Raw genomic sequence first — 25690 nt, forward strand, 5'->3', positions numbered from 1 at the left:
AGCCGGCCGGGCAGTCGAACGCCCGGCCGGCTCCATGCACCGCGGAGGTGATCAGCAGTACAGGTTGGCGCCGGGGGCGACACCGAGGATCGAGGTGAAGCGCTGGTAGGCGTCGACCCGGCTCTGGACCTGGGCCGGGTTGCGGCCGTCGCATTCCAGGGAGCCGTTGATGGAGCGGATGGTCTGCCCGAAGCCGGCACCGTTGACCATGGCGTTGTGCGGGGTCATCGTGCCGGGGCCGCTCTGGGTGTTCCAGTACCACAGGCCGGTCTTCCAGGCCACGGCCGAGTCGTTCTGCACCAGCCAGGGGTTGTCGAGCAGGTCGATGCCGAGCGCGTCCCCGGCCGCCTTGTAGTTGAAGTTCCAGCTGAGCTGGATGGGGCCACGGCCGTAGTAGGCGGCCTGTCCTGCCGGGCAGCCGTAGGGCTGGCTCCAGTCGCAGTACGTCGGGTAGTTGGCGGTGTTCTGCTCGACGACGTACACCAGTCCGCCGGTCTCGTGGCTGACGTTGGCGAGGAAGGCGGCCGCCTCCTGCTTCTTGGTGGTGTCACTGCCGGTGGTGGCGAAGCCGGGGTAGGCACTGAGCGCGGCGGTCAGGCCCTGGTAGGTGTAGAAGCCGTTCCGGTTCGGGAACATCTGGTTGAACTGCGCCTCGCTGACCACGAACCCGGACGGGTTGCCGCCTCCGCCGTCGGCGGCCGGGGCGTTCCACTTCTGGTTCGCGCCGCCGGTGCAGGTCCAGATCTGGAGCCGGGTGCCGTTGGCGCTGTTGTTGCCCGTCACGTCGAGGCACTTGTTCGCCGTCGGGTTGACGATGTCGTGGGCGGCGGTGACGACCCACTGCTGGTTCGCTCCGCCGGAACAGTCCCAGAGCTGGACGGCGGCCCCGTCGGCGGTGCCGCGGTCGACCACGTCCAGGCACTTGCCGAGGGCGCGCAGGGTGCCGTCGCCGCCGTTCGACCAGCTCTGGGCGCCGGTGCCGTTGCAGTCGTAGAGCTGTACCGGGGTGCCGTTGGCGCTGCTCGCGCCGGCCACGTCGACGCACTTGCCGGCCAGTCCGGTGATCTGGCCGGTCGCCGCCTGGGCCGGGGCGACGGTGAAGAGGGCGGACAGGACGGCGGCGAGGACGACGGCAAGCGTCAGCCGGCCGAGGGCGTTGCGCCCGCGGAGGCGGGAGATGACGGGAGTTGGGCGCATGGAGAGCTGCTCCTGACGTGGAATGAGGGGGGTGGGAGCGGGTGACCGGTCTGCCGGGGCAGACGTCTCAGCCGAGGACCTGCTGGGTCACGACGATGTGTCCGGCGTCCGGGTCGAGGACACCGCCGAGCCGGCTGAACGCGCCGTCGGTCAGGTCGAGGCACTTGGGTTCCTGCGGGGTCTGGGCGAACGTGCCGCGGTCGTTGATCCGGACCGTCAGGGAGCGTCCGTTGGCGACGTTGGTGACCTGGACGCGGGTGCCGAAGGGCAGTTGGGGCTGGCGGGTGAGGGAGGTGGCGGCCGTGTCGGCGTTGTTGTCGAACACCTCGCCGCTCGCGGTCAGGGCGCCGGGCGGCTGGGGGCCGTAGTGCGTGGCCCAGCACTGTTCGCCGGTCTGCTGCTGCGCGGGGGCGGTCCACTTCTGGTTGTCGGCCCCGGTGCAGGTCCAGATCTGGATCCGGGCACCGTTCGCGGAGGAGCGGTCGGTGACGTCGAGGCACTTGTTCGCCGCCGGGTTGACGATGTCGTGGGCGGCGGTGACGGTCCATTGCTGGTTGGCGCCGCCGGTGCAGGACCACAGCTGGACATTGGCGCCGTCGGCGGTGGAGTTGCCGGTGACGTCGAGGCATTTGCCGAGGGCGCGCAGGGTGTTGTCGGCGCCGGTGGTCCACTGCTGGGCGCCGGTGCCGTTGCAGTCGTAGAGCTGTACCGGGGTGCCGTCGGCCGTGCCGGCGCCGGCGACGTCGAGGCACTTGCCGGCCAGGCCGGTGATCTGGCCGGTCGCCGCGGCAGCCGGCGTTGCGGTCAACGGGCCGAGCGACAGGGCCAGCAGGGCTATGACGGGAGTGCCGCGTAACGCGGCGGTGCGGAGGGAAGTGCGAGCAGCCATGGCGGGAAAGTAAAAGGTCTATACCAAGACCGTCAAGATGTGAACATGACAGATGTGTTGGTGTGCTGCGACCCGAAGGCCGAAAACAGGCCACTTTGAACCGTTGGTTCACCTGATGGCGACTCAGGGTTCATCACCGACCTACAAGTTCATGGGCATGACCTCAAGACCTCGCTTGCGCAAGCGCACCCGGATCGGCATAGCGATCCTTGTCACCGTCGCCGTGGCGGGCACGGGCACCGTCGTGGCCCAGGCCCAGGGCTGGCTGTCGGCCCCGACGCACGACTTCGACGCCGCCGCCGACTCGTTCTCCGGCCACGGCAAGGTGACGGGCGACGTTCTGCGCAACGACTACGGTGCGACCGCGGTCGTGCGGCACACCGCCCCGTCCCACGGCACGGCTACGGTCGACGCGGACGGCACGTTCACGTACACGCCGGACTCCGGCTTCAAGGGCACGGACACCTTCACGTACACGGCGACCGATGCCGTGCAGCTGTTCAAGGACACGCAGCGCAACGGCGACCCGCTGCCCTCGCTCGCGACCGTCGCAGGACCCGGCGGAACCACCACCCGGATCTCCGGCGAGGGCTACGGCTCCGCGCTCGCCCCGGTGCCGGGCAAGTCGGGCCGCTTCTACGGCCTCACCGACCGCGGCCCCAACGCCGACGCCCCGGACGGCAACAAGTCCGAGATGCTCACCGACTTCACCCCGCAGATCGGTGAGTTCAAGCTCGACAAGGGCAGGGCCGAGCTGGTCGAGAAGATCACCCTCAAGGGTCCGAAGAGCCTCGGAGGCATGCCGTACAGCGGCCGTCCGCCGCACGACACGAGCGAGGTCATCGACGACGTCGCCGCGACGAACGCCAACGGCGGCACGCCCACGCCCGTCCAACGGGACCCCTACGGCTACGACTCCGAGGGCCTGGTGGCGCTGCCCGACGGCACGTTCTGGGTCTCGGACGAGTACGGTCCGTACCTCACGCACTTCGACGCGAACGGCTACGAACTGGGCCGGCTGACCCCGTACAAGGACAGCCAGGACAACCAGTACCACAAGATCCTCGGCTACCTGCCGGCCGAGCTGGCCAACCGCCTGAAGAACAAGGGCATGGAGGGCCTGACGGTCACGCCGGACGGCTCGACCCTGGTGGGCGTCATGCAGGCCGCGCTGCAGCAGCCGGATCTCGGCAGCACCAAGGCGTCCAACCTCGCGCCCACCCGCATCGTCACCGTGGACCTGCGCACGTTCAAGACCAAGCAGTACCTGTACCTGCTGGACGACCCGGCCACCACGGGTGACGCCAACAGCGAGATCACGGCGCTGTCCGACACGAAGTTCGTCATCGACGAACGCGACGGCAACTTCGAGCCGTTCGCGCAGAAGTCCCTCTACGAGGTCGACATCAACGGCGCCACCGACGTCAGCGGGCTGACCATCGGCGGCAAGTCGCCCGAGGCGTTCGTCGGCAAGGTCGGCACCAACGCCGCGCTCACCGCGCTCACCGGTGCCGGCGTCCAGGTCGCGCAGAAGCAGCCGTACGTCAACGTCGGGACGCTGGTGAGCCAGCTCGACCCCACCGGGAAGTTCTTCGGGCACGACAAGGTCGAGGGCGTCGCCACCATGGACGCCGGCAAGACGCTGTACCTGTCCAACGACGACGACTTCGGCATCGACACCATCGCCGTCGACCCCGACGGGAAGTGGACCGTCCACCAGAAGGTGCTGCCGGCCACGGGCCAGACCGACAACGGCGAGATCCTGAAGGTCGACACCACCAAGTTGCCGGCCGTGCTCAAGACCGTCACGGTCACCGTCCGCGTGAACTGACTCGCCCGGCGCGCCGACCCGGGCCCGTCCATCCGGCGGACGGGCCCGCTCGTCCGCCGACGGCACCCGCACCGGGCTGCCGCCCGCTAGTTCTTCTGCAGGGCGCGGCTGACCCCGGCGATGACGGCGGTCGTCAGTATCCAGCCGAAGGCGATGAGCAGGTAGGCCAGCCACTGGAGGCCTTCGTCCGGCCAGTACCAGGCGGCGCGCTGGCCCAGGCCGCCGATGGGGATCAGCAGGTCGAGGGTGTAGACCAGCGGCTGGAACGGGGCGCCCTGGCCTTGCTGGACCGGCTTGGGGGAGTGGCCGCCGAAGGACAGGGTGCCCAGCAGGGTCAGCGCGAGCAGCCAGACACCGGCCAGCCAGGGGCGGTAGCCGTAGCCGACGGTCACGTCGAGCAGGTGCCCCCACGCCCGTGCGGCCAACGGCAGGGTCCGACGCCGGTGGCGCTGCCGGGCGAGGAGCACCCGGCGGGCCTCGTCGTCGTGCCCGGCCTTCCGGTACCAGCTCGCCAACTGCTCGTAGGGCTGCGGGTTGTAGCCGGGGCTGCGCCGTATCCACGCCACCCGGCGGGCCACTGAGTTCCGCTGCCCCACCGCTCCCGGACGCCCGCCCGCCTCGTCGCCCCTGATGGCGCCGTACCCGAAGCCGTCCAGCTCCACCACGTCCGGCCAGCTGCGCTCGCTGTCGCGCAGGTACGACACCTGCGCACCCCGCAGGTCCACGGCGCCCGACGGCGGCTGGGCGAGGACGAAGTCGAAGTCGACGGCCTGCATCAACGAGGCCGACAGGGACGGCCCGTTGCCGTCGGGCGGCCCGTTCAGCACGGCCCCCGCGAAGCTCAGACCGGCCGAGATCCGGGCACCCCGCAGCTCCACGGTGCCGTTCGCGACGAACCCGCCGGACAGGACGACCGTCGAGGTCACGCAGTTCTCCAGATTGAGCGCCAGGCCACGCGGGCTCGGCTCCTCCAGCCGCGCGCCGTTCATGTAAAGCCCGCCGGGCAACTGCGCACCCGGCAGCCGTACTTCACCCCGTGCGACGAACCCCGGCCGGCAGAAGAGGCCCCCTTCCATCACCAGGCCGCCGCCGGCCAGGGCCCACCCGCCGGGCGCGTTCAGCTCCGCCTTGTTGAGGATCACCCCACCGGACACCCGGGCGTTGGTGAGGGACAGGGCGGTGACGCGGTGGTGGAAGTGCGCGGGGGCGCCGCTCTCGACGATCGAGCGCCCCAGGTCGAGGTTCCCCTCGATACGGGCCGCCCCGGCCTCGATGCCGGGCACCCGGCAGCCCTTGAACGCGAGCGTCTGGGTCGCCGCCCCGAGCAGGTTCACCGCCTCCTCGAACCAGCACTCCTCCAGCCAGAGGGCGTACGCGAGCTGCGCACCGGCCAGATCGAGCGGTCCGGTGACGCGGGCTCCGGCCAGCCGCAGACACGGCACGGCACCGGGCTGCCCGCTGCGCGCGCCCAGCATCAGCGCCGCGATCACGGAGGCCCGGATCGTCCGCTCCGGCCCCCACCGGCCACCCTCGACGACGCGATCGTCCCCGGCCGCATCCGCGCGCAGACTCACGGCCCGCCCCTCGGGAAACGCGTTCCACAACTCGCGTTCCGGCGAGGTCAATTCGTCGTATGAGAACACTCGTGCAGAGTAGTGATCCTCCCGCGTTCCCGCCCCGCCCTCCGGGCGGGGGCGTTCTCACGGTACGCGGGCGACGCCGACGTAGAAGCCGCTCAGCTCCTGGGCGGGAGCCGGTGCAACCTGGTACCAGTGGGTCGCTGTGACCAGACCGGGAGCCACCAGTTCCAGGCCTTCGAAGAACGGCTCGATCTCCTCCCGGGTGCGCATGCGCAGGGGGATCTCGCCCTTGCGGTAGGTCGTGGTCACCGACTTGGCGAGGTGCGGGTGCTCGTCGGTGGTGCCGTGGGAGAACATGAAGTAGCTGCCCGAGGGCAGCGCGTCGAGCAGCGTCCGCGTAAGCCCGTAGGGGTTCTCGTCGTCGGTGATGAAGTGCATCAGCGCGATCATCGAGAGCGCGACGGGCCGGGTGAAGTCCAGGAACGTACGGGCGTGGTCGAGGATGACGTCCGGCTCGCGTACGTCGGCCTCGATGTAGTCGGTGCTCCCCTCGGGACTGCTGGTGAGCAGAGCCTCCGCGTGCCGCAGCACGATGGGGTCGTTGTCGGCGTAGGCGACCCGTGCCGACGGCACGGTGCCCTGCACGATCTGGTGCAGGTTCGGCTCGGTCGGGATCCCCGTACCGATGTCGAGGAACTGATCGATGCCGTTGCCGGCCAGCCAGGCCGCCGCGCGGTGCATGAACGCCCTGTTGCGCATGGCGTTGAGACGCGCTTCCGGCGGCAGCTTCGACGCCACCTCCTCATCGACCGGATAGTTGTCCTTGCCGCCCAGCAGCCAGTCGTAGACGCGTGCCGGGTGGGGCCTGCTCGTGTCGATACGGCCTTCGCGGGAAGGTAACGCGGTCATGCATGACTCCAGCGCGCACTAGATCACTGACCGGCTCACCGAGGTCGCTGCGTGCCGCGGGTGAGGCGGTAGGGCGTTGTGATTGTGCCATTGGCCCAGCCTTCGCGCAGAGTTGCGGTTCGGCGCACCGGTCACAGCGCCGAGCCGCCGGACGCGTCGATGCACTGCCCCGTCACCCAGCGGGAGTCCGTGGAGGCGAGGAAGGCCACGATGTCCGCGATGTCGGCGGGTTCCCCCATCCTGCCGAACGCGGAGAGCGCGGCATGCTGGGCCTCGGCCTCGGGCGTTGCCCAGCGCCTTCGGTTCATGTCCGTCCTGACGAAGCCCGGTGCCACACAGTTCACCGTGATCTGCCTGTCCCCCAGCTCCTTGGCGAGCGTGTGGGTGAGGGCCTCCAGGGCCGCCTTGGCCATGGAGTAGGCGAGGGCGGACGGGAGGGCGACACGGGTGGCCGCCGAACTGATGTTGACGATACGGCCGCCCTCGCGCAGCAGCGGAAGTCCCTCCTGTACGAGAAAGAGCGGGGCCCTGGCGTGCACGGCCATGAGCCGGTCGAAGTCCTGCGGGGTCACCTCACGGACACCGCCCCCGATGTTGAAGCCCGCATTGTTGACCAGGACGTCCAGCGCGGTCGGCTCGCCCAGTGCGCGCAGCCCGGCGTCGAACCGCTCGTACACGGCTCGGACACCGTCCGGCGCGTCGAGCGGACCGCGCACGGGGAACGCGCGCCCGCCGGCATCGTTGATCAGCGCGACGGTCTCACGGGCCGAGGACTCGTCGCTGCCGTAGTGCACGGCGACGAGCGCGCCGTCCGCCGCGAGACGGCGGGCGATGGCCCGCCCGATCCCGCGCCCGGCACCGGTGACCAGAGCCGTTCGGCCGTTCAGCGTACCCATCGGGCCCCCACGTCATGAGCGCATCACCTGTGCCGGGTGATGATCATAACTTGTCGCAGAAGTTGCAAAACCGGCATGCATGTCGCAATCCAGCGGGTCCGACGATCGAGAACTCGGCGATCCGGGCGGCGCAGCCCGGCCCCATGATTCCTGAACGCATGTGAGTCCTTGGCCCTGTTCCCCGGCAGTCCTGTTCCCCGGCTGTCCTGTTCCCGACGGTCCTCTGTCCCGACGGGGCGGCTCAGTCCTGGCCGCCGAAGACGATCTGGTCCCAGTCGATGACGGATCCGGTCACCACCCCGCTGCGGTCGGAGAGCAGGAAGACGACGAAGTCGGCGATCTCGTCGACCTGCCCGAGCCTGCCCATCGGCTGGGTGGCGGCGGCCTTCTCCCGCCAGTCGTCGCCCGCGCCGTGGAAGGCACGCTGGACCGCGTCCTCGCCCTCGGTGTCGGTCCAGCCGATGTTGAGGCCGTTGATCCGGATGCGGTCCCAGCGGTGGGCGTGGGCCGCGTTGCGGGTGAGCCCGGCGAGGCCGGCCTTGGCCGCGGAGTAGGGCGCGAGGAAGGGCGGGCCGCCGTGGGCGCAGTTGGAGATGATGTTGACGACGGTGCCGGGCGCCTCACGGGCGACCATGTCGGCGACGGCCGCCTGCATGGCGAAGAACGGCGCCTTCAGGTTGACGGCGATGTGCTGGTCGAACAGTTCCGGCGTGGTGTCCAGGAGCGAGCCGCGCGAGGTCAGCCCGGCGGCGTTGACCAGACAGTCGATCCGGCCGTGCGCGTCCAGGGTGCGTACGACGCTGCCGCGTGCCTGCGCCGGGTCCGCGAGGTCCGCGCGTACGAAGCGGGCGCCGGTCTCGGCGGCGAGCTTCTCGCCCGCCTCGGCCCGGCGACCGGTGAGGACGACGCTCGCGCCCTCCCGTACCGCCGCCCGCACGATGCCCGCGCCGACGCCCTGGCTACCGCCGTTGACGAGGACGACCTTGTCCTCGAGGAGTCCCATGAATCCGGTGTTCCCTTCAGCTCCGGCGGCGCTTGGCGGCCGCCTGCAGTTCCTTGTGCAGCAGTTCGGGTGACCAGCCTTCCGTCACGGCCTCCCAGAGTGTGTCCGCCTGCGAGGGCGGGGCGAGACCGTCGACCGGCGGGTCGAGGTCGAGGTCGGTGGGGAAGGGGTAGCCCTCGGCGGTGGCGGCGACCACGCGGCGCAGCCAGTCCTCCGAGACGCCCTCGGCCCTGCGGCGCAGCAGCACCGGGAAGAGGGCGCGTGCCATCGCTGCTCGGTCCACCGTCTCCATGGCACGCCCGAAGGCGGAGGAGATCTGCAGCAGGTTCGCCATGCGGCGGATGCCGGTCGAGCGGTTGTGCCCGGCGGCGTGGAAGAGCGCGGGGTTGAAGAAGGCGGCGTCGCCCTTCTCCAGGGGGAGTTGGACATGGTGGGCGTCGAAGTACTCGACGAACCGGGGGAGTCGCCAGGCGAGGTAGCCGGGCTCGTACTTCTGGGAGTGCGGGAGGTAGAGCGTGGGGCCGGACTCGACGGGCATGTCGCAGTGGGCGACGGCGCCCTGGAGGGTGAGGACGGGGGACAGGCGGTGCACGTGTGCCGGGTAGGCGGCGGCCCGCTCCTGGGAGAGGAAGCCGAGGTGGTAGTCGCGGTGCACGTTCTGTGCGGCGCCCCCCGGGTTGACGACGTTGACCTGTGAGGTGACCTGGTAGGCGGGGCCCAGCCAGGCCTCGGCGATCAGCGCGATCATGTCGTTGGCGTAGTAGTCGGCGAACACCTCGGGTGCCCGTACGGCCACCTTGTCCAGGGCGTTCCAGACGCGGTCGTTCGCGCCCGGCTTCGCGAAGTGGTCGCCGCGGGCGGCACCGCTCGCGCGCTCCTCCCCGATCAGCGCGGTGAAGGCCCCGGTGGCCCGGTCGACGACGTCCGCATCGGCGAACGCCCCCTTGAGGACCACGATGCCGGGGCCGTCGAGCAGCGCCCGGACCAGTTCGCCCTGCACCTCGCGCCGGCCTTCCGGGGTGGCCGTGAGGTCGCGGAGCCGGTCGCTGTCGTAGAGCGGGACGTTCTGCTCCACGCGCTCGGCCGAGGGGGTGTCGGCGGGGTCCGTGCGCTGGTCCACGAGGGAGCGGAACGCGTCGAGGTCGCAGTCGGCCTCGGTCAGCCATGTCCGCGTTCCCGCGGTTGAGGTGGACATCCGTGGTCCTTTCGCAGTCCGTGCGTTTCTGCCAGTCTTGAGAACCCGAAGCCATCATTCAATGCTTGCCAATACATCAAAAGTGCATCAGAAGGTCTTGGAATCCGTCATGAGGCACCCCTACTCGATCAGGGAAATCGCCCGCCAGGCAGGCCTGAGCACGGCCACGGTGGACCGCGTGCTCAACGAGCGCGGCAACGTGCGGGAGAGCACCGTCAGGGAGGTGCGGGAAGCCATCAAGGACCTGGACCGCCAGCAGGCGCAGGTCCGCATCGGCGGCCGCACCTTCATGATCGACATCGTGATGCAGGCGCCGGAGCGGTTCTCCACCGCGGTGCGCGAGGCACTGGAGGCAGAGCTGCCCTCGCTGCATCCCGCCGTCGTGCGGTCGCGCTTCCACTTCCGTGAGACCGGCCCGGCCGCCGAGCTGATCGCAACCCTGGACAAGATCGCCAAGCGGGGTTCGCAGGGCGTGATCCTCAAGGCACCCGACGTACCGGAAGTCGCCGCCGCCGTCGGACGGCTGGTCGCGGCAGGCATCCCCGTCGTCACCCTGGTGACGGACCTCCCGCACAGCGCCCGCCTCGCCTACGTCGGCATCGACAACCGCGCGGCCGGCACCACGGCCGCCTATCTTCTCGAACAGTGGCTGGGAGATCGTCCCGGCCATGTGCTCACGACCATCAGCCGGGGTTCCTTCCGGGGCGAGGAGGAGCGCGAGATGGGCTTCCGCAGCGCGATGCGCCGCACCGATCCGCAGCGCACCCTGGTGGAGGTCACGGACAGCGACGGCCTGGACACCACCCAGTACGACCTCGTCCTCGACGCGCTCGGACGCGACGAGGACATCGTGGCCGTGTACTCCGTGGGCGGCGGGAACCGTGCCACCCTGGACGCCTTCGAGGCCCTCGGACGCGCCTGCGCGGTGTTCATCGCCCACGACCTGGACCGCGACAACACCCGGCTGCTGCGCGAGCGCCGCCTGTCCGCGGTGCTCCACCACGACCTGCGCCAGGACATGCGCCGCGCCTGCCAGACGATCATGCGCGCCCACAAGGCACTCCCGTACGACGGCCCCGCCCTGCCGTCGGCGATCCAGGTGGTCACACCGTTCAACATGCCACCCGGAGCCCCGTCCACGGCGACCGCGGACTGAACACCGGGGGACCGCCGCCGACTTGCTGCCGTCCGCCTTCCGGGCGGGCCGGCCGCCGTGCCGCAGGAGTGTCACACCCAGCCGTTACGTTGTTGTTCGCCGCGGCAGCAGCCGATGGCGTGCCGGTCTGTCAGGAGTCTGGGATGACTCGTACCACCCCGCCACGTCCCGTCGACGTGGAAATGTTGTTCCCCGAGGTCGCCGCCTACCGCAAGGACACGGTCCGGCTGCATCCGCGAGCGGGGGATCCCGGGCCCCGGGAAAGCTCGCTGGGCGGTCCTCTCCTGTGGCCGCGGTCCCTGGACTGGCCGCACTGCGACGAGGACCACGGTGGGTCCGGTCCCGGAGCGGGGGCGATGCCCCTGGTGCCCGTGCTCCAGCTGTTCGCCACCGACGTTCCCGAACTGCCCTTCCCGGCCGGCACGGACGTCCTGCAGGTTCTGTGGTGCCCCTTCGAGCACGGCTACATACCCCAGCCGAAGCTGTACTGGCGCGACAGTTCCACGTGCGAGGGGGAACTCACCGAGTACCCCAGGCCGGAGGGCGCCGAGGAGGACTACCTGCCCGACCCGTGCGTCCTGCATCCGGAACGGGTCGTCGACTATCCGAGTTGGGATCTGCCGGACGAGATCGCCGAAGCACTCGAGGAGCGGTTCGCCCGGGTGGAGAAGGAGACCGGCTGGTCGTACTGGCAGCACCTGTCGGTGGCCGACGGCGTCAAGGTCGGCGGATACCCGACGTGGACGCAGGAGCCCTTCTGGCCCGACTGCGCGGCGTGCGGGCAGGCCATGGACCACCTGCTCACGGTCAACAGCGCGGAGTTCGACGGGGAGTCATGGCGAGCCTGGCTGCCCGTGGAGGACACACCCGAGACCGGCACCATCTGGGATCTCCCCTACGACGACCGCCGATTGATCCAGAGCCCCCCGGGCCTGACGTTCGGCGACATGGGCGGCATCTACCTCTTCACCTGCCAACACTGCCCCGACCGGCCCTACTCCCACTGGTTCGACTGCTCGTAAGGCGCCAGGCGGTGCGCTGCAGGCGAAGGCCTGACGACGACCGGCGCCCTCGTGCACGGTCGGCCGTGGCACGGCACGTCGAGGTGTACGGCGCTGTCGTCGTTCACGTTCGCAGGGCGTCGTCGAGGGTGGCGGTCTGCTGGTGTGGGAGCAGTCCGGCGACGGCTCGCACGACGCCACGCTGCTGCACGAGGCCGTCAGGCCATGAAAACGCCGCGATTGCAGCGAAGCGTCCCTACGACGACGGCGACGATGACCGTGGTCGTGACGGCCGTTCCCGCGACCGAGCCGGTGGCGGCGAAAAGGCCACCGAAACCGGCCACGCCCAGAGCTGCTCCCACCGCGAGGCTGGTCTCCTGGAGAGCCGCAGCGCGTGCAACGTCCTTGGGCGGGACGCTCCCCAGCAGATACGCGTCTCCGGATGCCATGGAGACGCCCACGCCCAGACCGATCAAGAGACTGGCCGGCCACAAGCCGACAAAAGCGGCTGTCGCGAGACCGAGCGCGCAGGTGGCCAAGCTGACCTGCAGCATGTGAACCGGGGTGAACCGGGACTGCAGTTTGTGGAAGGCGAACCCACCGAGCGACACCCACAGTGCCAGAACCGAGACCGGCAGGATGGACAGCAGCGAATCGGCCTCCGCGCTGAAGAGGAAAACCGACCCCGTGTAGCACGCGGAACCGACGACCAGTGCGAGTGAACAGGCGCCCAGCCGGGAGAAACCGAGCATCCGTACATCGATGAGCGGATCCCGAGAGCGGAGTTGCCGCAGGCAGAAGACCGCCAGGACGGCGCAACCGCCGACGGCCGCCAGGACCCGGCCGAATGCCGCACCATGACTCTGCAGACCGGCCACGAGGAGCCCGAAGCCAAGAAAAGCCAGGACCGAAGAAGAGACGTCGGCCTTGGTCGACGAGGCCCGCCCCAGACTGATGTCGCGCAACAGCAGAGTCGCGAGCGCTCCGCATGCCAGGGCGATTACGGCCGGCAGCCAGAACAGCAGGGTGTACGCGCCCATGTCGACGAACGCTCGGCCGATCAACGGTCCTGCACCGGCTCCGATGCTGTACGTGGTGATCCACAGGGAGTAGCCCAGTGTGCGCTCCGCAGTTTCGGGCAGCCCGCCGATGACCGAGGCAACGCTGGAAACGATCAACGCGTAGCCAAAACCCTGTACGAACCGAGTCGCTGTCCATGTCGCCGGTGAACCCAGCAGGGCAGGACTGGCTGCCGCGACCGCAAACACGAGAAGCCCGGTCGCCAACGTCACGCCAGGACCCGTCCGTGCGCCCAGACGCGATCCGAGAACAACACTCGAGGCAAGGGCAATCGTGTATCCGTCGATGAACCACAGGCGCCACGAACCGGTCAGTACGGGCAGGTCGTACGCGATGGAGTTGAACAGCGTGGAGTCCACACCGCCGAGGAACATGGGGACCAAGAGCAGAGGGAAAAGCATCTTCTTCGACACGGCGGTGGACCGCGCCGGAACAAGGGCAGTTCCGGCCATGGCATACCTCGTCTCAGTTGGCTTTCTGTGGCGATTGCAGGAGGAGCAGGATCACTGCGATGAGCCCCGGTCGGGCACTCGACGCGGGCAGGAAGGGCACCATGAACTCTCCGAGTCGGTGCGGAACCGCCTGAGTTGGTTCTACCAGTCTGCGTTTCTGGCGGCAACCGGCCAAGCCGGTTCCGGGCGCGTTCCCCGGGTCCCGTCCGGGAATCGCGCCGGGGTCGGCTCGATCGACGGCGGCCCCACGAGCGCGCGAAGCCCCTGGTAAGCGCGGGTGACCTTGGTCGTGCCCCGCCGCCGGGAGCCTTGTCGTTCCGTGGAGCCGGCCGACCCGCACGCGGCGCAGTGGCAAGAGATCGGATGGCGTCGCCGCGCGTCACGCACGGACCGGTAACGCTGGTGCTGACGGTCCGGATCTGCCACCTCGGCAACGGACCGAACCTGGTAGGGCTCGGGCCGGCCGTGCACAGGTATCCGGAGTCGGTGCGCGGGAACTCGATGCCGGTGGCGATTGCCTCGCGCCGGGGTGCGTTGCCGCCCTTGGCGCCCAACGACGGCCCTGGAGGCGGGACATGAGACCTGTGAGCCGACGTGGAGCCGCTGATGGTGGTTCCAGTGTTTGCCCCGCACATGGTAACCGGCTAGGGTGGTTCCATGTCCGTCGAGCATTACCCTGAGTTCCGCCTCGGCAGGGTTCTGGCAACCAGCTTCACCGCGACTCTGACGGAGCGTTGCGGTGAACCGGTGGAGCGTATTCCTGTCCCGCACCGGCTCGTGGACTGGTTGGCGGTCAACAGGCTCCTGGTCGACTCCTGCAGCGATGCTCAGCTCGGCCACGCCAGAGAGCTGCGTGAGTCGATCCACGCGGCCGCCACCGCCGTTGCCAGCCGGACTCTTCCTCCCCCCGCGGCTGTCCGGGTCATCAACGACTGCAGTACCGGCGGCCTGGCTTCAGTGATCTTGTCGCCCGAGGGCGGCCAGAAGTGGCGGCTGGGTTCCGCCTCCGTCGAAGACGCGCTCAGTGTGATCGCCGCCGATGCGATCGGCATCATCTCCGGAGAACGCGAAGGAAAGATGGCCCTGTGCGCATCGCCGACGTGCCGCGCCGCGTTCTTCGACACGAGCCGAGGCGCCACGCGCAGATGGTGCGAGATGAACACCTGCGGAAATCGCGAGAAGAAGGCGCGTTTCCTCGCCAACAAGCGCCAGAACTCAAGCCCCGCCGACTGAACACCACACCTCGTGCGCCGACCCGGCAGGCAGCGATACCGGCATGGCCGCCACCAGGGCTCGCGCAGCCTTGGCCACCCCGGTGTCCGGATCGTCCAGCAGGGACTGGAACACCCCGGTGCCTGCCAGGACGGCAGCCCTGCTCGCGGCCTCCCAGGCGATCTTCTCCTGGTAACCGTCCGCGTACTTGCCCGGTGCGATCCGGGCCGTGGACTCCCACTCCCTGGCCGCGTGGATCCTGGAGACGAGGTCCAGGATCTCCGCCCGGCCGTGGACCGTGCTGTCGCCGGCCAGCTCCACGAGGAACGGAACCACGTGCGCGGTCGCCTCCGACACCACGAACCCGAGGGAACACACACGGTCGCCGAGTTCGTCGATGGCCGCACTCGCCGTCGCCTCGTCGCCCCAGGCCACCCTGGACAGGAGTGGCGGGATGTCCCGAGCCGGGCCCAGCGAGTCCGTGAGAACACCCCAGGGGACCTGGGGGACCCTCTTGAGAACGCGCCCCATGCCTACCCTGCGTGCATGTCGGGATACGAAGCCGGGACATCACAGCCTGGCACATGTCACAGCCGGGCAGAAGCTGCCTGTTCCGGCGGTGGTTGAACGGCCGGTGCACCACCGCCGGACTCCGGCTCCCGCGTACGAGGTCTCCCGTGGTCGGCCCGGCCGAGCTGCCGTCATGGACCGTCAGCGTGATGCCGGCGAGGTGCTTGGTGCCCTTGCCGACGATCGTCGCCGTGGCGGTCCGGACGGAGGTGCGGCCCGTTGCCGGGTCGGTGGCGAGGACCCTGTCACCGGCCTTCACCTTCTCGATCGGCTCGCCGATTCCCGGGCCTCGTCCCGTACCTCCCGTGCGACCCTCTTCACCGCCCGCTTCAACTGCGACCCCTTGGGACGCGCCTTCGCCGCCGCGCGGATCGCCGCCTGGACGGCGATACGGGCCGCGATGCCGACGAGGATCGGGAAGAACTCGCCGGAAGGGTCGGAGAAAGCCGGTGCCGAGTATGTCAGGCCGTGAAGCGCCTGCTCAGCGCACTCGGCCCCGCGGCTTGAGAGGGACCGGCGGCAGCTCGGGGGCGGGAAGAGGCGCCCCGTCGTACCCCTTCACCTCTCCGAATCCCGTCCCGGTCATCCACTCCTCGCGAGCCTGCTTGATGTCGTCCTGGGTGCGTCCGACGAAGTTCCACCACATATCGAACCCCATCGCTGTTCCTGCTGGTCAGGCGGGATCGAGACCCCTGCTGGTCAGCAAAAGGTCAGCATCGGTCGTGGGGAGTCGGTTCGACGTGGCACAGAGTTCGTTGCCCAGGGGCATGGGGTCGTTCTTCAAGGAGTGCGGGCATCCGCAATCGCGATGGGCGAAGTGCCCCCACCCCTACGCGATCCGGTACCGGTCGGCCGCCGGCAAACAGGTGGAAGAGTCCGGGTTCGCGAACAAGGACTTGGCCATCGAGCGTTTGACGGAGGTCTACAAAGAGAAGAAGACGGCGAAGCAGGGGCAGCCGAGGGCGGAGCGCATCCGCAGGTACGGGGCGATGCGCTTCGCGGACTACGCCGAGGAGTGGAAGGCCGGCCAGCGGCATTTGGCCGTCCAGTCGGTCAAGCACCTCGACTCGCTGCTGGAGCATCACCTCTACCCCGCGCTCGGCAGCCGGCGTATGAACTCCTTCGACCACAAGGTCGTCGACGGATTCATCCGCACCATGGAGCGCAACGGTGCCGGGCTGGCCACCCAGTCCAACGCCTTCGACAAACTGCGCGCCATCCTCCTCGATGCCCAACGTCTCGGCATCTTCCCCGAAAACCCCGTGGCGGGGGTGAAGGCGCCGCAGTACGATCCCGCGCGGGCTGTCATCCCCTCCTCGGAACAGCTGCGCGGGATACGTACCGCCGGCGACGACGCGTTCATGCTGATCGTCGACTTGATGAGCGGATGCGGCCTGCGCAACGGCGAAGCGGCCGCGGTGAACCTCGACAACATCGTGGCCGACGACGTGTACCGGGTCAGCGAGCAGGTCATCATGGCCACCCGCCAGTACGGGCCGCTCAAACACCGGAAGCCAGGGGAGTACCGCGACGTTCCCCTACCCGTCCGGGTCAGGGAGACGATTGAGTGGTACGCCGAGAAGCACGGAACGGTCGACGGCTACCTGCTGCGCCAGGCAACCGATCCCAGCAGGCCGTACCAGCACTACGCGATGGACAATCAGTGGCGGCGGATCAGGGCTGCGGGCACGGTGGACGTTCCGGAGGGGATGGTGCTCTACGGGAACCGTCACTTCTTCGCATCGAACTGTCTCAGCAACGGCATTCCGATCACGGACGTTGCCGAGTGGATGGGCCACAGGAGCATCGACGTCACCTTCAAGATCTACCGGCACCTCATGCCGGGCTCGATCAGCTCCGCCGCACAGTTCCTCAACGCGGGGCTTGCTGCTTGAGCTTCGTGATAGGGAGGAAGACGCCACTGCGGAAGCGCTGCGGCGCATCGGCTCGTTGGGTGATTACCTGTGCGTCTGGGGCCAGATCGAGAACCTGCGCTGTAAGGACCTGCAGATGCCGATTGTGGGGTCTCGGCCCACGTGCAGTTGTTGTCGGTCTCTCGTGAGTTGGTGGGGCGGAGGGTGCTTGCGGATGGCCTCTGACACAGGTGCATCGTGCTTCGTGTACCTGGGCTGGGGTCGCAGAACGTGGGGGAGCCCGGGCAACCGTTGGTTCGCGTTGGCCGCGGTCAGGTTGCCAAGACGAGATTCTGGTTGAGGACCTGGGCGGCGGAGCTGATCGAGCCCGGCATGAGATGCCGGTAGATCTTGAAGGTCACGTCGATGCTCCTATGTCCCATCCACTCGGCGACGTCGGTGATGGGGATTCCCTGGGCCAAACAGTTGGAGGCGAAGAAGTGCCGAAAGCTGTAAAGCACCATCCCTGGGGGGATGTCCACCCGTTCCCGCACCTTAATACGCCTCCATTGGTTGCTGAGGCTGTAATGGGGGAACGGCCGTGAGGGATCGTTAGGGTGGCGCAGTAGATAGCCGTCTGTCGTCCCGTACTTCTCGGCGTACCATTCGACCGTCTTCCGGATCACGGAAGGCAGCGGAACGTCGCGGTACTCGCTGGGCTTGCGGTGCTTTAGGGGCGCATACTGGCCAGTGGTCTGGTTCACTTGCTCGCTGACCCGGTAGACATCATCGGCCACGATATTGCGAAGATTCACTGCGGCGGCCTCGGCGTTGCGTAGTCCGCAGCCGCTCATCAAGTCGGTGATCAGCCGGAATTGGTCATTGCCGGCGGCGCGTATCGTTTGTAGTTGCCTGGGAGACGGGATCACTGCGCGTTTTGGGTCGTAGAGCGGGGCCTTCACGCCGGCCAGGGGGCTCTCGTCGAACAATCCAATTCTGTGGGCGTCTAGCAGAATTGCCTTGAGTTTGTCGAACGCGTTGGACTGAGTTGCCAGACCAGCACCGTTTCGCTCCATGGCTTGGATGAAGTTCTCGACGACCTTGTGGTCAAACGTGCTCATCCGCCGACTGCCCAGCAGAGGGAAGAGGTGCTGCTGCAGCAATGATTCAAGATGGCGCACCGAGGCTGGTCCTAGGTCCCTCTGGCCTGATTTCCACTCGATGGCGTATTCTTTGAAGCGCATGGTCCCGTACCTTTGGATGCGTTCCGATTTGGACTGTGACCTGTTTGCAGAACGCTTCTCTTTGTATATCTCTGCTAGTCGCCCCAGCGCCTTTTCCTGGGTTGCAAATCCCGATTCCTGTACCTGTTTTCCTGTAGTCGAACGGTAGCGGACCTTGTAGAGGTGGGGGCATTTCGACCATCGGGATTGCGGATGCTCGCACTCCTTGAAGAATGAGCCCATCCCGCGAACCGGTGAAGAAGGCAAAAGTGTAAAATCCGTTCAATGTGACCTGCCTGAATGGCAGTTCTGGCAACCTGAATTCCTGTTTGTCTTCGGTGTGGCACTAGTGGGGGCGTTGTTGTCGAATCCAAGCCTCGACCTCCGAAACCCTGAATCGAATCTTTGCGTTGGTGCCTGCAGCGAACCTGTAAGGCGTTAGCCCGGAGCGGGTGGCATTTCGGTATATCCAGGAAGTCGATACATTTAGATATTCGGCGGTTTCTTGGATGGTCATAAATTCTCCAGACATTTTCCTCCAGGTGTCGGGCGTAATTATTTTTGTTGCGGCTTTTCTGGACCGTCGGTGGCGTCTCGTTGCACCCACCATGGTGCGCATGTTCGCCGGTTTGGCCAACCGGCGATCCTGGGCTATGTTGCGGGCCCTCTTCTCTCGAAGGCCGCTCGTTGCGTGACCGGACTGCGAAGGCGCCGAGTGTGCCTCGCCGGCTTGCACACGCCGCTGGTCAGGGCTTCCGCCTCTTCAAGAGGCGAGGCGGGTGGCCTGGAGCTCTGCGCTGCCATGGCGCATGCACTGCCGCAAGTGCGGCCAACCAGCAGGTTCTTCGTCTGCTGGTGGTACACGCTCACCGTCGCCTCTCACCTGCGGCAAAGGGTGGCATCGTCTGCTGCTCAGCTGAGTTGGTCCGCACCTGGTCCGGATCTTGGTCCGTGAGCTGTGGTGTTGGCGTGCGAGGCCTGCGGTACGACATGGCACATGTCGTAGAAGCCGTCCACGGGCGTCCATTGGTCCAGAGGGAGTACGGAAGTCCAGGTCAGCGCTTTGTGACGTGAGAGCGTCCATGGGGTTGGTGACACGCCTGTGATCGTTGTGATGCGTGAGGACCCCCGTCTCATGCGCACGGCAGCGTTCGGTGGGGGTCTCCGCGTGGACTACCGGAGCCTGACCGCGGGCTATCCCATCGTCGGTGTCGCCTCGCGGGCGTCCCTTCCCTTGCTCGGACAGGCCGGGCCGGGACGGGAACTCCGGTTCCGCTGGGTCGACCGAGAGACTTCACTGCGCCGCCTCGCCCGTCGTGAGAGCGAGGTGCACGCGCTGGCGAACGCGGTGGCCGGGGCCTTCGACGCCCTCGGATTCCCGGCGGCCTTGCCAGCCGCAAATTGAGAATATATTATCATATGCGATCAGCGTCTCATATCATGCATGGAGGAGGCACGGTGACCACGTCCGGCAGGACCGCGCTCATCACGGGAGCCGGCAGCGGCATGGGGCGCGAGATCGCGCGACTGCTCGCCGGGGACGGTGCCGCCGTCGCCCTGTTCGGCCGCAGGCAGGACGCCCTCGACGAGGTCGCCGCCGTGATCCGCGCCGAGGGCGGGACCGCACTCCCCCTCGCCGTCGACATCACGCGCGCCGACGACGTGACGAGCGCCCTCGACCGGGTGCGCGCCGAACTCGGCCCGGTGGACGTGCTCGTCAACAATGCGGGCAGCTCCTCGTCGGTGCTCAACCCGCAGTGGCTGCCGCACGAGGAGTGGCGCGAGGTCCTGGAGGTCAACCTCACCGCGGTCTTCCGGCTCACCCAGGCGGCCCTGCCCGACATGCTCGACCGGGGCACCGGCACCGTCGTCACCGTCTCCTCGCTGGCCGCCGTCAACCCCAACCTGCTCGGCGGCGCCGCCTACGGCGCGGCCAAGGCCGGCGTCCGCAACTTCATGACCTTCCTGCACAACACGTTCCGCAACCAGGGTCTGCGGGCGATCACCGTGCTGCCCGGCGAGGCGGACACTCCCATCCTCGACAACCGCGCCCGCCCCCCGGCGCCCGAGGAGCGTGCCGCAATGGTTCAGCCCGAGGACGTGGCCGAAGCTGTCCGACTGGCCGTCGCCCTGCCCCAGCGCGTCGTCCTCCAGGAGATCGTCGTCGCCCCCACCCGGCAGCGCGACGTGGCCGCCGATCTCGAGATCAGCCGCTGGGCGGGGGCGCCCGCCAGCGCCGCACCGCAGGCCTGACCACCCGCTACCAGGAGAAGCACATGCCGCCCACCGTCACCACGCAGCCGCCGCTGTACGACACCGCCGACGCCGTCGCCCGGATCGCGGCCGCCTCCCGCCGGACCCAGCAGCCGCAGTCGAGGGCCGACCTCGTCTCGCTCGCGATGGGCGAACCCGACTTCGACACACCCCAGCGAGTGACCGAGGCCGCCCAGGCCTCACTGAGCGCCGGACGCACGCACTACTCGCCGCTGCTGGGCGAACCCCTCCTGCGCGAGGCGCTCGCCGCGAAGTTGGCCGGAATCGCCCAGGCACCGGTGTCCGCCGCCGACATCCTGATCACCCAGGGCGGCACCGCCGGACTTGCCGCGTCGATCCTCGCATCGTCAACCCCGGCGACAAGGTGGTCATCCCCGACCCCACCTATTCCCTCTACGGCGACCTGGTCGCCATGGCCGGCGGCACCGTGGTCCCCGTACCGCTCGCCCCCGACCTGCACTGGGACCTCGACCGGCTCGCCGACGCCCTCGCCGACGCCAAGCTCTTCGTCTTCTGCAACCCCGTCAACCCGACCGGCATCGTGCACAGCCGCGAGGAACTCGAAGTCCTCGCCGACCTGTTGGACGGCACGCCCACCATCGTCATCTCCGACGAGGCATACGCCGACCTCGACTACACCGGCCGCCCGTTCACCTCGGCGATCTCCGTCGAGGGCCTGCGCGAGCGCACGCTCTACTGCCAGACCTTCTCCAAGAGCTATGCCATGACCGGATGGCGCATCGGCTACCTGTGGGGGCCGTCGCCGCTCATCCAGGCGTCCGCGCGCGTGCACAACACCTTCAACGGTTCGGTGAACACGGTCGTCCAGGACGCCGCGCTGGTCGCGGTGGAGAGCTGCGCCGAGGACGTCGCGCGCATGCGCGCCGCGTACGAACAGCGCCGCGAGATCATGCGCGCCGAACTCACCGCGATCCCCGGCCTCACCCTCAGCGCACCGGAAGGCGCCTTCTACCAGTTCCCGCGCTACGACCTCGACCTGCCGTCCGTGGAGGTCGTAGCGGCACTGCGGACGACGTACGGGGTCGCCGTGCGGCCCGGCAGCGAGTTCGGGGCCCAGGGCGAGCATCATCTGCGGCTGTCGTACGCTGCCGGACCGGAGGCCATCGTCGAGGGGGTCCGCCGGCTGGCCGACGGTCTCGCGGCCCTGCGATGAAGACCGATCCGCGCACACCGAGGAGCCGCCCCATGCGCAGTGACACCGAACGCAACCGCAGGCACCTCATCAAGGCCGCGGCACTGCTGTTCGAGAACTCTCCCACTCCGGTCAGCATCGCCGAGATCGCCAAACACGCCGAGGTGTCCACCGCTACGGCCTACCGCCACTTCTCCTCCGTCGAGGAGATCCTCCACGCCTTCCGCGCCCAAGTCGGCTCCGAACTGAAGGACTTCAGCGCGCAGCAGACCACCAGCGGCCTGGTGAAGCTGGAAGCGGTGTCGCGCAAGTGGGTGTCCCTCGTCGTGGAGCACGGTGGCGCCATGGCGCAGATGCGCTCGCACCGCGGCTATCTCGAGCGACTGCGGGAAGCCACCGGCTACCTCGTCCCGCAGGCCGAGGCACTCGCCGAGCCCCTCCGTCAGACGACCGAGGAACTCGGCCTGGGAGACCTAGGTGACGAGGCGCTCTACCTGTGGAACGCGCTGTTCGACCCGCGCGACATCCTCGACCTCATCAAGAGCGGACGCACCGAGGACGAGGCTGCCACCCGTCTGGTGGCCGCCCTGCGCGGAGCCTTGATCGGCTGGGCCGCGGCAGACCGGTCCAAGTCCGACTGAGCGTCGGCCCGCCCGACGGGCACCCGCCCATGGCCGGTGCCTCCCCTACACCGGAGCGGAAGACAGCCCCATTGATGTCAGCGCCCAGATCGAGGCGGTGTACGACGACCTCCGCCTCTGGGACCCCGGCGAAACGGGGTTCCTCCAGGCGGCACGTGAGGTCCTGCAACCGATAGGCCCCTTACTGCGCGCCCGCCCGGAGTACGCGCAGGCCCGGATCGTCGAGCGGCGCTGCGAATCCGAACGGCAGCTGATCTTCCGGATCCCCTGGGTGGACGGGCAGGGCATAGTCCGCGTCAACCGCGGCTTCCGGGTGGAGTTCAACAGTGCCCTCGGACCTTATACACGGAGTTGTGCGGTCAGCTCAGATAGCAGGTGCCTGCTCCGGCAAGTCGAGCGTTGCCAGGGCGACCTGGATCAGGTCTTCGCCGAACTGTGGGTTCTTGTGCAGGTGCGGAGTCCTCACACAGTCGTCGATGATCCTTTTGACCACGTTGACCCGAACGGCGGCTTGTGGAGGGCGCAGGTCGGGTCGCGCGACCAAGAGCCAGCGCTGCCATTCGGCGGTGTTGTCGGCGTGGATGCGGTCGAGTCGCTCTCGGGCGTCCTCGGGCAGATACAGCCGTTCTGTCAGTGTGACGGCGAGTAGATCGGTGGCGGTGAAAGCAAGCCGAACGTAGCCCTCGATGAGTGCTGCTATGACCTGTTCGGGTTCGGGCGCGGTGGAGAGAGCCCGGGTGGTCTCTAGCGCCTGCCACTCGTAGAACCTGGTGACCGCGGCGACCAGAACGTCGGCTTTGGTGTCGAAGTACCGGTACAGCGCCGGACCGGCCACTCCCGCGTCGCCTCCGATGTCGTCGATGCTCACGCCGACGTAACCGCTGTGCCGGAAGGCCTTCGCCGCGCCCGCGATGAGCTGCTCGCGGCGCGCGCTTGGTGACCGGTGGATCGCATGCTTCTCGTGGCCGGGTGAAGCGTTCGGCGTGGGGGCCGCGATGACGCGTTTGCTGGCGTCGGCCAGCTCCCGCACCATGCGAGGGCGCGGGAGGGCGACATCGTAGTAGGCGGTGCTCGTGAGGATGCTGAACACCGCCCAGCTTCGCAGCTCGGCGGCGGTGCGGCTCAGGTCGGGCCGTTGCGGGCTCACGAGCAGCTGTTCGATCTGCTCCTCGATCCAGCGGGTGCGGTCGCGGACGAGCTGGTAGGCGACGGGGTCGAGATGCCGTGACTCGCGTTGCCAGAGCAGGGAGATCCGGCGACTCCTCAAGGCCACCTCGGTGAGGGTCGTCAGAGTGTCGTCAAGGTCCCGTGAGCCGTCTGACCGCGCCGCGAGTTTGGTGAAGGCTTCGACGAACCGATTCTGGTCCTCAACCACCACGTGCGAAAGCAGTGCCTGCTTGTTGTCGTAGTGGCGGTAAAGGGCGCGGGCGGTGATGCCGCTGGCCTCGGCGATGTCGCCCATGCGAACGGAATGGAACCCCCGCTCGCTGAACAGCTCGCCGGCATGTTCGGCGATCTGGATCCGCCGGTCCCGTGGCCGTCGGTTCTTCGGGGTGTCCGGCTGTGCGACCGCGCCCACGCGTTGCCTTCCTCCTGTCCGCAGTGACGATCGTGAAAACCTGAACACCGGATTCTACCGCCCTGCGTCCGCCCGCCTGCTGGAGTATTAGGCCGTGCCGATGTCAATGCCAAATCGACTGAGGATCTCGGCGGTATCGCCCCCAACGTTCTCAGCGGGCGCGCGGAGCTTCAGGGGTGTCCCACTGAACCGGGGGGCAGGAGCTGGCTGAACGCCGTCCCCCGCCGCAACGAAGGTGCCCCGCGCCGCGAGGTGGGGGTGCCGACGGACATCCTCGGCGCTGGCCAGGACGGTTACGCAGGCATCGGTGCGGTCGAAGATTGCCATCCACTCTTCGCGGGTCTTCTCGGCGATTCGTTGAGCGAACCGCATCCGAGTCGCAGGCCACTGCGCGCGGTCGTTCTGGTTCTCTGGCGCGAGTTCGGTGTCGAGCTGCAGCCTGGACAGGAGGCGCTGGTAGAACTGGGGCTCGATCGCACCCACGGCGAGCCATCCGCCGTCCGCGGTCCGATAAACCCGGTAATACGGTGCGCCGCCGTCGAACAGATTCTCTCCACGGGCACCAGTCCATGTGCCACTGTTCTTCATTGAGTGATGCATCGCAGTGAGCGTGGCCGCGCCGTCGACGATCGCGGCATCGACCACCTGACCGGCACCGGTCGCTTTTGCGTGGTGGAGGGCGGCGAGCACACCGGCGACCAGCAGCATGCCGCCGCCCCCGAAGTCTCCGAGCATGTTCAGCGGCGGCACTGGTGCGTCGTCGCCACCAACGATAGGTTCCAGTGCCCCGGCCGCCGCGATGTAGTTGATGTCGTGCCCTGCGATGTGCGCAAGCGGGCCGGTCTGGCCCCATCCGGTCATTCGCCCGTAGATCAGTGCGGGATTGTCAGTCATGAGGTCGTCCGGACCGAGCCCGAGTCGTTCCATGACGCCGGGGCGGAAACCCTCGATAAGGATGTCGGCGTGCATCGACAGGGACGCGAGAGCGCGCTGACCGTCGGATGCCTTGAGATCGAGGACAACTGACTTGCGGCCGCGAAGGAGGATCGAATGAAGAGGCGCGAGGGGGCCGATGCCACCGGGCCGGTCGACCCGGATTACTTCTGCCCCCATGTCGGCGAGAAGCATCCCAGCAAACGGACCGGGCCCGATGCCCCCCACCTCGATCACGAGTACGCCGCTCAGAGGGCCGGTCACAGCGACTCCCGAACCCGATGCGCGGCCGGGAGGCGCTGCCCTGCGGAGGCGGGCACCGGCGCCCCCGCCAAACGGGCTGGCGCTTGTCGTCGCACGCGCGCCCCTTCGAGACCGTCAGCGCCGCCGAGTACCTCGTCGGATGACTCCGCGTTGAGCTCCCACGGGCCCTCGTCGCCCAAGTCTACGTCCCCGCCGGACGTGCCGTCCCGGGCTGTTCCGACAGTGCACTTGGTGTGGTCGACGGACTGCGGAGCCTTGGCGGGGACTATCTCGTACAGTTCGATGGCCCCGTCGAGCACTCGCTCATCGCCGATGGCCCGGTTGATGAACCTCGATTCCTGATGAGTGATGACGTTGATCGGATTGCCGACGAGCGCGATCTCTATCGCGCACCGGATCGGAACCTCGCAGACCAGCCCGAGGTCCGCTCTGCCGTCCATCGCGAAACCTCTGAACGCGGAGATGACCGGCTTGCCGATCCGGTATTGGACGAGGCCTGCAAGACGCCACTCAGGATGCTCGACGGCGTCGGCTTGATTCCCCTGCGCGAGTTCCTCGATGCCCGTGCCCGCACAGAAGACAAGGCCGGTGCCGATGCCCGCGACAGGACGCACCGGGTCGTCGGTCGCGGCAGCCCCGATCCCGACTCCGAGCGCGGTCGGCAGGGGACGCGTGACCGCGTCGGGCGACTGCGGACGATTGATCGGGAGGGTGGCGACGTTTCCCCGGACCGCGTGGAGAGCGGCCTCCTCAACCGGATCGCCGGGCGCGACGCCGCTGAAACTGGTGTCGGTCATGA

The 25690-nt window shown here is 68.2% G+C and carries 24 protein-coding genes and 2 pseudogenes; 10 read left to right on the forward strand and 16 right to left on the reverse strand.

Annotated elements, in window-relative coordinates:
• Positions 1 to 51 precede the first annotated feature (51 nt).
• The gene (locus ACIQVL_RS21745) at positions 52 to 1197 is read right to left on the reverse strand and encodes a glycoside hydrolase family 19 protein (RefSeq protein WP_403476107.1); all 1146 of its coding nucleotides are present in this window, start codon (positions 1195 to 1197) and stop codon (positions 52 to 54) included.
• 67 nt (positions 1198 to 1264) lie between these two features.
• On the reverse strand, positions 1265 to 2086 hold the full coding sequence (locus ACIQVL_RS21750; RefSeq protein ID WP_403476108.1) for a lectin: 822 nt from the start codon (positions 2084 to 2086) through the stop codon (positions 1265 to 1267).
• 157 nt (positions 2087 to 2243) lie between these two features.
• Here ACIQVL_RS21750 and ACIQVL_RS21755 point away from each other — a divergent pair, with 157 nt between their 5' ends.
• Positions 2244 to 3917 carry an esterase-like activity of phytase family protein gene (locus tag ACIQVL_RS21755; RefSeq protein ID WP_403476109.1) on the forward strand — a complete coding sequence of 558 codons (1674 nt, stop codon included), beginning with the start codon at positions 2244 to 2246 and terminating at the stop codon, positions 3915 to 3917.
• Between the two features lie 86 nt (positions 3918 to 4003).
• Here the strand turns inward: ACIQVL_RS21755 and ACIQVL_RS21760 are convergent, their stop codons facing one another.
• The 5 genes from ACIQVL_RS21760 to ACIQVL_RS21780 form a co-directional block, all read right to left on the reverse strand.
• The gene (locus ACIQVL_RS21760; protein ID WP_403443250.1) at positions 4004 to 5560 is read right to left on the reverse strand and encodes an oxidoreductase; all 1557 of its coding nucleotides are present in this window, start codon (positions 5558 to 5560) and stop codon (positions 4004 to 4006) included.
• A gap of 57 nt (positions 5561 to 5617) precedes the next feature.
• Positions 5618 to 6406 (reverse strand): SAM-dependent methyltransferase, encoded by a 789-nt coding sequence (locus ACIQVL_RS21765; protein WP_403443247.1) that lies wholly within the window; start codon positions 6404 to 6406, stop codon positions 5618 to 5620.
• A gap of 131 nt (positions 6407 to 6537) precedes the next feature.
• Positions 6538 to 7302, reverse strand: a complete 765-nt coding sequence (locus tag ACIQVL_RS21770) for an SDR family oxidoreductase (protein WP_403443245.1) — start codon at positions 7300 to 7302, stop codon at positions 6538 to 6540.
• A gap of 241 nt (positions 7303 to 7543) precedes the next feature.
• Positions 7544 to 8305, reverse strand: coding sequence for an SDR family oxidoreductase (locus ACIQVL_RS21775; protein ID WP_403443244.1), 762 nt, complete (start codon positions 8303 to 8305; stop codon positions 7544 to 7546).
• A gap of 16 nt (positions 8306 to 8321) precedes the next feature.
• A complete protein-coding gene (locus ACIQVL_RS21780; protein ID WP_403476110.1) occupies positions 8322 to 9500 on the reverse strand; it encodes a phytanoyl-CoA dioxygenase family protein in 1179 nt (392 codons plus the stop codon).
• A 109-nt stretch (positions 9501 to 9609) separates the two neighbouring features.
• Here ACIQVL_RS21780 and ACIQVL_RS21785 point away from each other — a divergent pair, with 109 nt between their 5' ends.
• Complete coding sequence (locus ACIQVL_RS21785) at positions 9610 to 10656, forward strand: LacI family DNA-binding transcriptional regulator (RefSeq protein ID WP_403476111.1); 1047 nt, start codon at positions 9610 to 9612, stop codon at positions 10654 to 10656.
• A gap of 143 nt (positions 10657 to 10799) precedes the next feature.
• Positions 10800 to 11678, forward strand: coding sequence for a DUF1963 domain-containing protein (locus ACIQVL_RS21790; RefSeq protein WP_403443237.1), 879 nt, complete (start codon positions 10800 to 10802; stop codon positions 11676 to 11678).
• Positions 11679 to 11875: 197 nt separating this feature from the next.
• Here the strand turns inward: ACIQVL_RS21790 and ACIQVL_RS21795 are convergent, their stop codons facing one another.
• Complete coding sequence (locus ACIQVL_RS21795; RefSeq protein ID WP_403476112.1) at positions 11876 to 13189, reverse strand: MFS transporter; 1314 nt, start codon at positions 13187 to 13189, stop codon at positions 11876 to 11878.
• A gap of 657 nt (positions 13190 to 13846) precedes the next feature.
• Here ACIQVL_RS21795 and ACIQVL_RS21800 point away from each other — a divergent pair.
• On the forward strand, positions 13847 to 14422 hold the full coding sequence (locus tag ACIQVL_RS21800; RefSeq protein ID WP_403476113.1) for a CGNR zinc finger domain-containing protein: 576 nt from the start codon (positions 13847 to 13849) through the stop codon (positions 14420 to 14422).
• Here the strand turns inward: ACIQVL_RS21800 and ACIQVL_RS21805 are convergent.
• Positions 14405 to 14932, reverse strand: coding sequence for a hypothetical protein (locus ACIQVL_RS21805; RefSeq protein ID WP_403445568.1), 528 nt, complete (start codon positions 14930 to 14932; stop codon positions 14405 to 14407). The genes ACIQVL_RS21800 and ACIQVL_RS21805 overlap by 18 nt on opposite strands.
• 172 nt (positions 14933 to 15104) lie before the next feature.
• Here ACIQVL_RS21805 and ACIQVL_RS21810 point away from each other — a divergent pair, with 172 nt between their 5' ends.
• Positions 15105 to 15443 carry a hypothetical protein gene (locus tag ACIQVL_RS21810; protein ID WP_403445571.1) on the forward strand — a complete coding sequence of 113 codons (339 nt, stop codon included), beginning with the start codon at positions 15105 to 15107 and terminating at the stop codon, positions 15441 to 15443.
• A gap of 9 nt (positions 15444 to 15452) precedes the next feature.
• On the opposite strand, the pseudogene ACIQVL_RS21815 reads toward ACIQVL_RS21810, so the two are convergent.
• A pseudogene (locus tag ACIQVL_RS21815) lies at positions 15453 to 15617 on the reverse strand (pirin family protein); the annotation flags it as partial.
• A gap of 121 nt (positions 15618 to 15738) precedes the next feature.
• Here ACIQVL_RS21815 and ACIQVL_RS21820 point away from each other — a divergent pair.
• A complete protein-coding gene (locus ACIQVL_RS21820; RefSeq protein WP_403476114.1) occupies positions 15739 to 16866 on the forward strand; it encodes a tyrosine-type recombinase/integrase in 1128 nt (375 codons plus the stop codon).
• A 290-nt stretch (positions 16867 to 17156) separates the two neighbouring features.
• Here ACIQVL_RS21820 and ACIQVL_RS21825 read toward each other — a convergent pair whose 3' ends face one another.
• Both ACIQVL_RS21825 and ACIQVL_RS21830 read right to left on the reverse strand, forming a co-directional pair.
• The gene (locus tag ACIQVL_RS21825) at positions 17157 to 18068 is read right to left on the reverse strand and encodes a tyrosine-type recombinase/integrase (protein ID WP_403476115.1); all 912 of its coding nucleotides are present in this window, start codon (positions 18066 to 18068) and stop codon (positions 17157 to 17159) included.
• A gap of 325 nt (positions 18069 to 18393) precedes the next feature.
• A complete protein-coding gene (locus tag ACIQVL_RS21830) occupies positions 18394 to 18666 on the reverse strand; it encodes a helix-turn-helix domain-containing protein (protein WP_403476116.1) in 273 nt (90 codons plus the stop codon).
• A 516-nt stretch (positions 18667 to 19182) separates the two neighbouring features.
• Between ACIQVL_RS21830 and ACIQVL_RS21835 the strand changes: the two genes are divergently transcribed.
• Together ACIQVL_RS21835 and ACIQVL_RS21840 are read left to right on the forward strand one after the other, a co-directional pair.
• Positions 19183 to 19452, forward strand: a complete 270-nt coding sequence (locus ACIQVL_RS21835; protein ID WP_403476117.1) for a hypothetical protein — start codon at positions 19183 to 19185, stop codon at positions 19450 to 19452.
• Between the two features lie 35 nt (positions 19453 to 19487).
• Positions 19488 to 20300 (forward strand): SDR family oxidoreductase, encoded by an 813-nt coding sequence (locus tag ACIQVL_RS21840; RefSeq protein WP_403476118.1) that lies wholly within the window; start codon positions 19488 to 19490, stop codon positions 20298 to 20300.
• 7 nt (positions 20301 to 20307) lie between these two features.
• Here the strand turns inward: ACIQVL_RS21840 and ACIQVL_RS21845 are convergent, their stop codons facing one another.
• Positions 20308 to 20520: a hypothetical protein gene (locus tag ACIQVL_RS21845; RefSeq protein ID WP_403476228.1), complete on the reverse strand. Its 213-nt coding sequence runs from the start codon at positions 20518 to 20520 to the stop codon at positions 20308 to 20310.
• Between ACIQVL_RS21845 and ACIQVL_RS21850 the strand changes: the two are divergent.
• Both ACIQVL_RS21850 and ACIQVL_RS21855 read left to right on the forward strand, forming a co-directional pair.
• Positions 20447 to 21495: pseudogene (locus ACIQVL_RS21850) on the forward strand (pyridoxal phosphate-dependent aminotransferase). The gene ACIQVL_RS21845 and the pseudogene ACIQVL_RS21850 overlap by 74 nt on opposite strands.
• Before the next feature lie 32 nt (positions 21496 to 21527).
• Entirely contained in the window at positions 21528 to 22115 is a 588-nt protein-coding gene (locus ACIQVL_RS21855) for a TetR/AcrR family transcriptional regulator (protein ID WP_403476119.1), read from the forward strand.
• A 364-nt stretch (positions 22116 to 22479) separates the two neighbouring features.
• Here the strand turns inward: ACIQVL_RS21855 and ACIQVL_RS21860 are convergent, their stop codons facing one another.
• The 3 genes from ACIQVL_RS21860 to ACIQVL_RS21870 form a co-directional block, all read right to left on the reverse strand.
• On the reverse strand, positions 22480 to 23694 hold the full coding sequence (locus ACIQVL_RS21860; protein ID WP_403437000.1) for a TetR/AcrR family transcriptional regulator: 1215 nt from the start codon (positions 23692 to 23694) through the stop codon (positions 22480 to 22482).
• A gap of 87 nt (positions 23695 to 23781) precedes the next feature.
• Positions 23782 to 24891: a CaiB/BaiF CoA transferase family protein gene (locus ACIQVL_RS21865; protein WP_403476120.1), complete on the reverse strand. Its 1110-nt coding sequence runs from the start codon at positions 24889 to 24891 to the stop codon at positions 23782 to 23784.
• A complete protein-coding gene (locus ACIQVL_RS21870) occupies positions 24888 to 25688 on the reverse strand; it encodes an enoyl-CoA hydratase-related protein (protein WP_403476121.1) in 801 nt (266 codons plus the stop codon). The genes ACIQVL_RS21865 and ACIQVL_RS21870 overlap by 4 nt, the downstream gene beginning before the upstream one ends.
• Positions 25689 to 25690: the final 2 nt, after the last annotated feature.

Origin of the sequence: Streptomyces sp. NPDC090499 (assembly GCF_044769305.1) — a bacterium.
Classification (GTDB): domain Bacteria; phylum Actinomycetota; class Actinomycetes; order Streptomycetales; family Streptomycetaceae; genus Streptomyces.

Coding starts and splice junctions, on each gene's coding strand:
- ACIQVL_RS21745 (WP_403476107.1), bottom strand. CDS start 1,197: ATGCGCCCAACTCCCGTCATCTCCCGCCTCCGCGGGCGCAACGCCCTC.
- ACIQVL_RS21750 (WP_403476108.1), bottom strand. CDS start 2,086: ATGGCTGCTCGCACTTCCCTCCGCACCGCCGCGTTACGCGGCACTCCC.
- ACIQVL_RS21755 (WP_403476109.1), top strand. CDS start 2,244: ATGACCTCAAGACCTCGCTTGCGCAAGCGCACCCGGATCGGCATAGCG.
- ACIQVL_RS21765 (WP_403443247.1), bottom strand. CDS start 6,406: ATGACCGCGTTACCTTCCCGCGAAGGCCGTATCGACACGAGCAGGCCC.
- ACIQVL_RS21770 (WP_403443245.1), bottom strand. CDS start 7,302: ATGGGTACGCTGAACGGCCGAACGGCTCTGGTCACCGGTGCCGGGCGC.
- ACIQVL_RS21775 (WP_403443244.1), bottom strand. CDS start 8,305: ATGGGACTCCTCGAGGACAAGGTCGTCCTCGTCAACGGCGGTAGCCAG.
- ACIQVL_RS21780 (WP_403476110.1), bottom strand. CDS start 9,500: ATGTCCACCTCAACCGCGGGAACGCGGACATGGCTGACCGAGGCCGAC.
- ACIQVL_RS21785 (WP_403476111.1), top strand. CDS start 9,610: ATGAGGCACCCCTACTCGATCAGGGAAATCGCCCGCCAGGCAGGCCTG.
- ACIQVL_RS21790 (WP_403443237.1), top strand. CDS start 10,800: ATGACTCGTACCACCCCGCCACGTCCCGTCGACGTGGAAATGTTGTTC.
- ACIQVL_RS21795 (WP_403476112.1), bottom strand. CDS start 13,189: ATGGCCGGAACTGCCCTTGTTCCGGCGCGGTCCACCGCCGTGTCGAAG.
- ACIQVL_RS21800 (WP_403476113.1), top strand. CDS start 13,847: ATGTCCGTCGAGCATTACCCTGAGTTCCGCCTCGGCAGGGTTCTGGCA.
- ACIQVL_RS21805 (WP_403445568.1), bottom strand. CDS start 14,932: ATGGGGCGCGTTCTCAAGAGGGTCCCCCAGGTCCCCTGGGGTGTTCTC.
- ACIQVL_RS21810 (WP_403445571.1), top strand. CDS start 15,105: ATGGACCGTCAGCGTGATGCCGGCGAGGTGCTTGGTGCCCTTGCCGAC.
- ACIQVL_RS21820 (WP_403476114.1), top strand. CDS start 15,739: ATGGGGTCGTTCTTCAAGGAGTGCGGGCATCCGCAATCGCGATGGGCG.
- ACIQVL_RS21825 (WP_403476115.1), bottom strand. CDS start 18,068: ATGCGCTTCAAAGAATACGCCATCGAGTGGAAATCAGGCCAGAGGGAC.
- ACIQVL_RS21830 (WP_403476116.1), bottom strand. CDS start 18,666: ATGCGCACCATGGTGGGTGCAACGAGACGCCACCGACGGTCCAGAAAA.
- ACIQVL_RS21835 (WP_403476117.1), top strand. CDS start 19,183: ATGCGCACGGCAGCGTTCGGTGGGGGTCTCCGCGTGGACTACCGGAGC.
- ACIQVL_RS21840 (WP_403476118.1), top strand. CDS start 19,488: ATGCATGGAGGAGGCACGGTGACCACGTCCGGCAGGACCGCGCTCATC.
- ACIQVL_RS21855 (WP_403476119.1), top strand. CDS start 21,528: ATGCGCAGTGACACCGAACGCAACCGCAGGCACCTCATCAAGGCCGCG.
- ACIQVL_RS21870 (WP_403476121.1), bottom strand. CDS start 25,688: ATGACCGACACCAGTTTCAGCGGCGTCGCGCCCGGCGATCCGGTTGAG.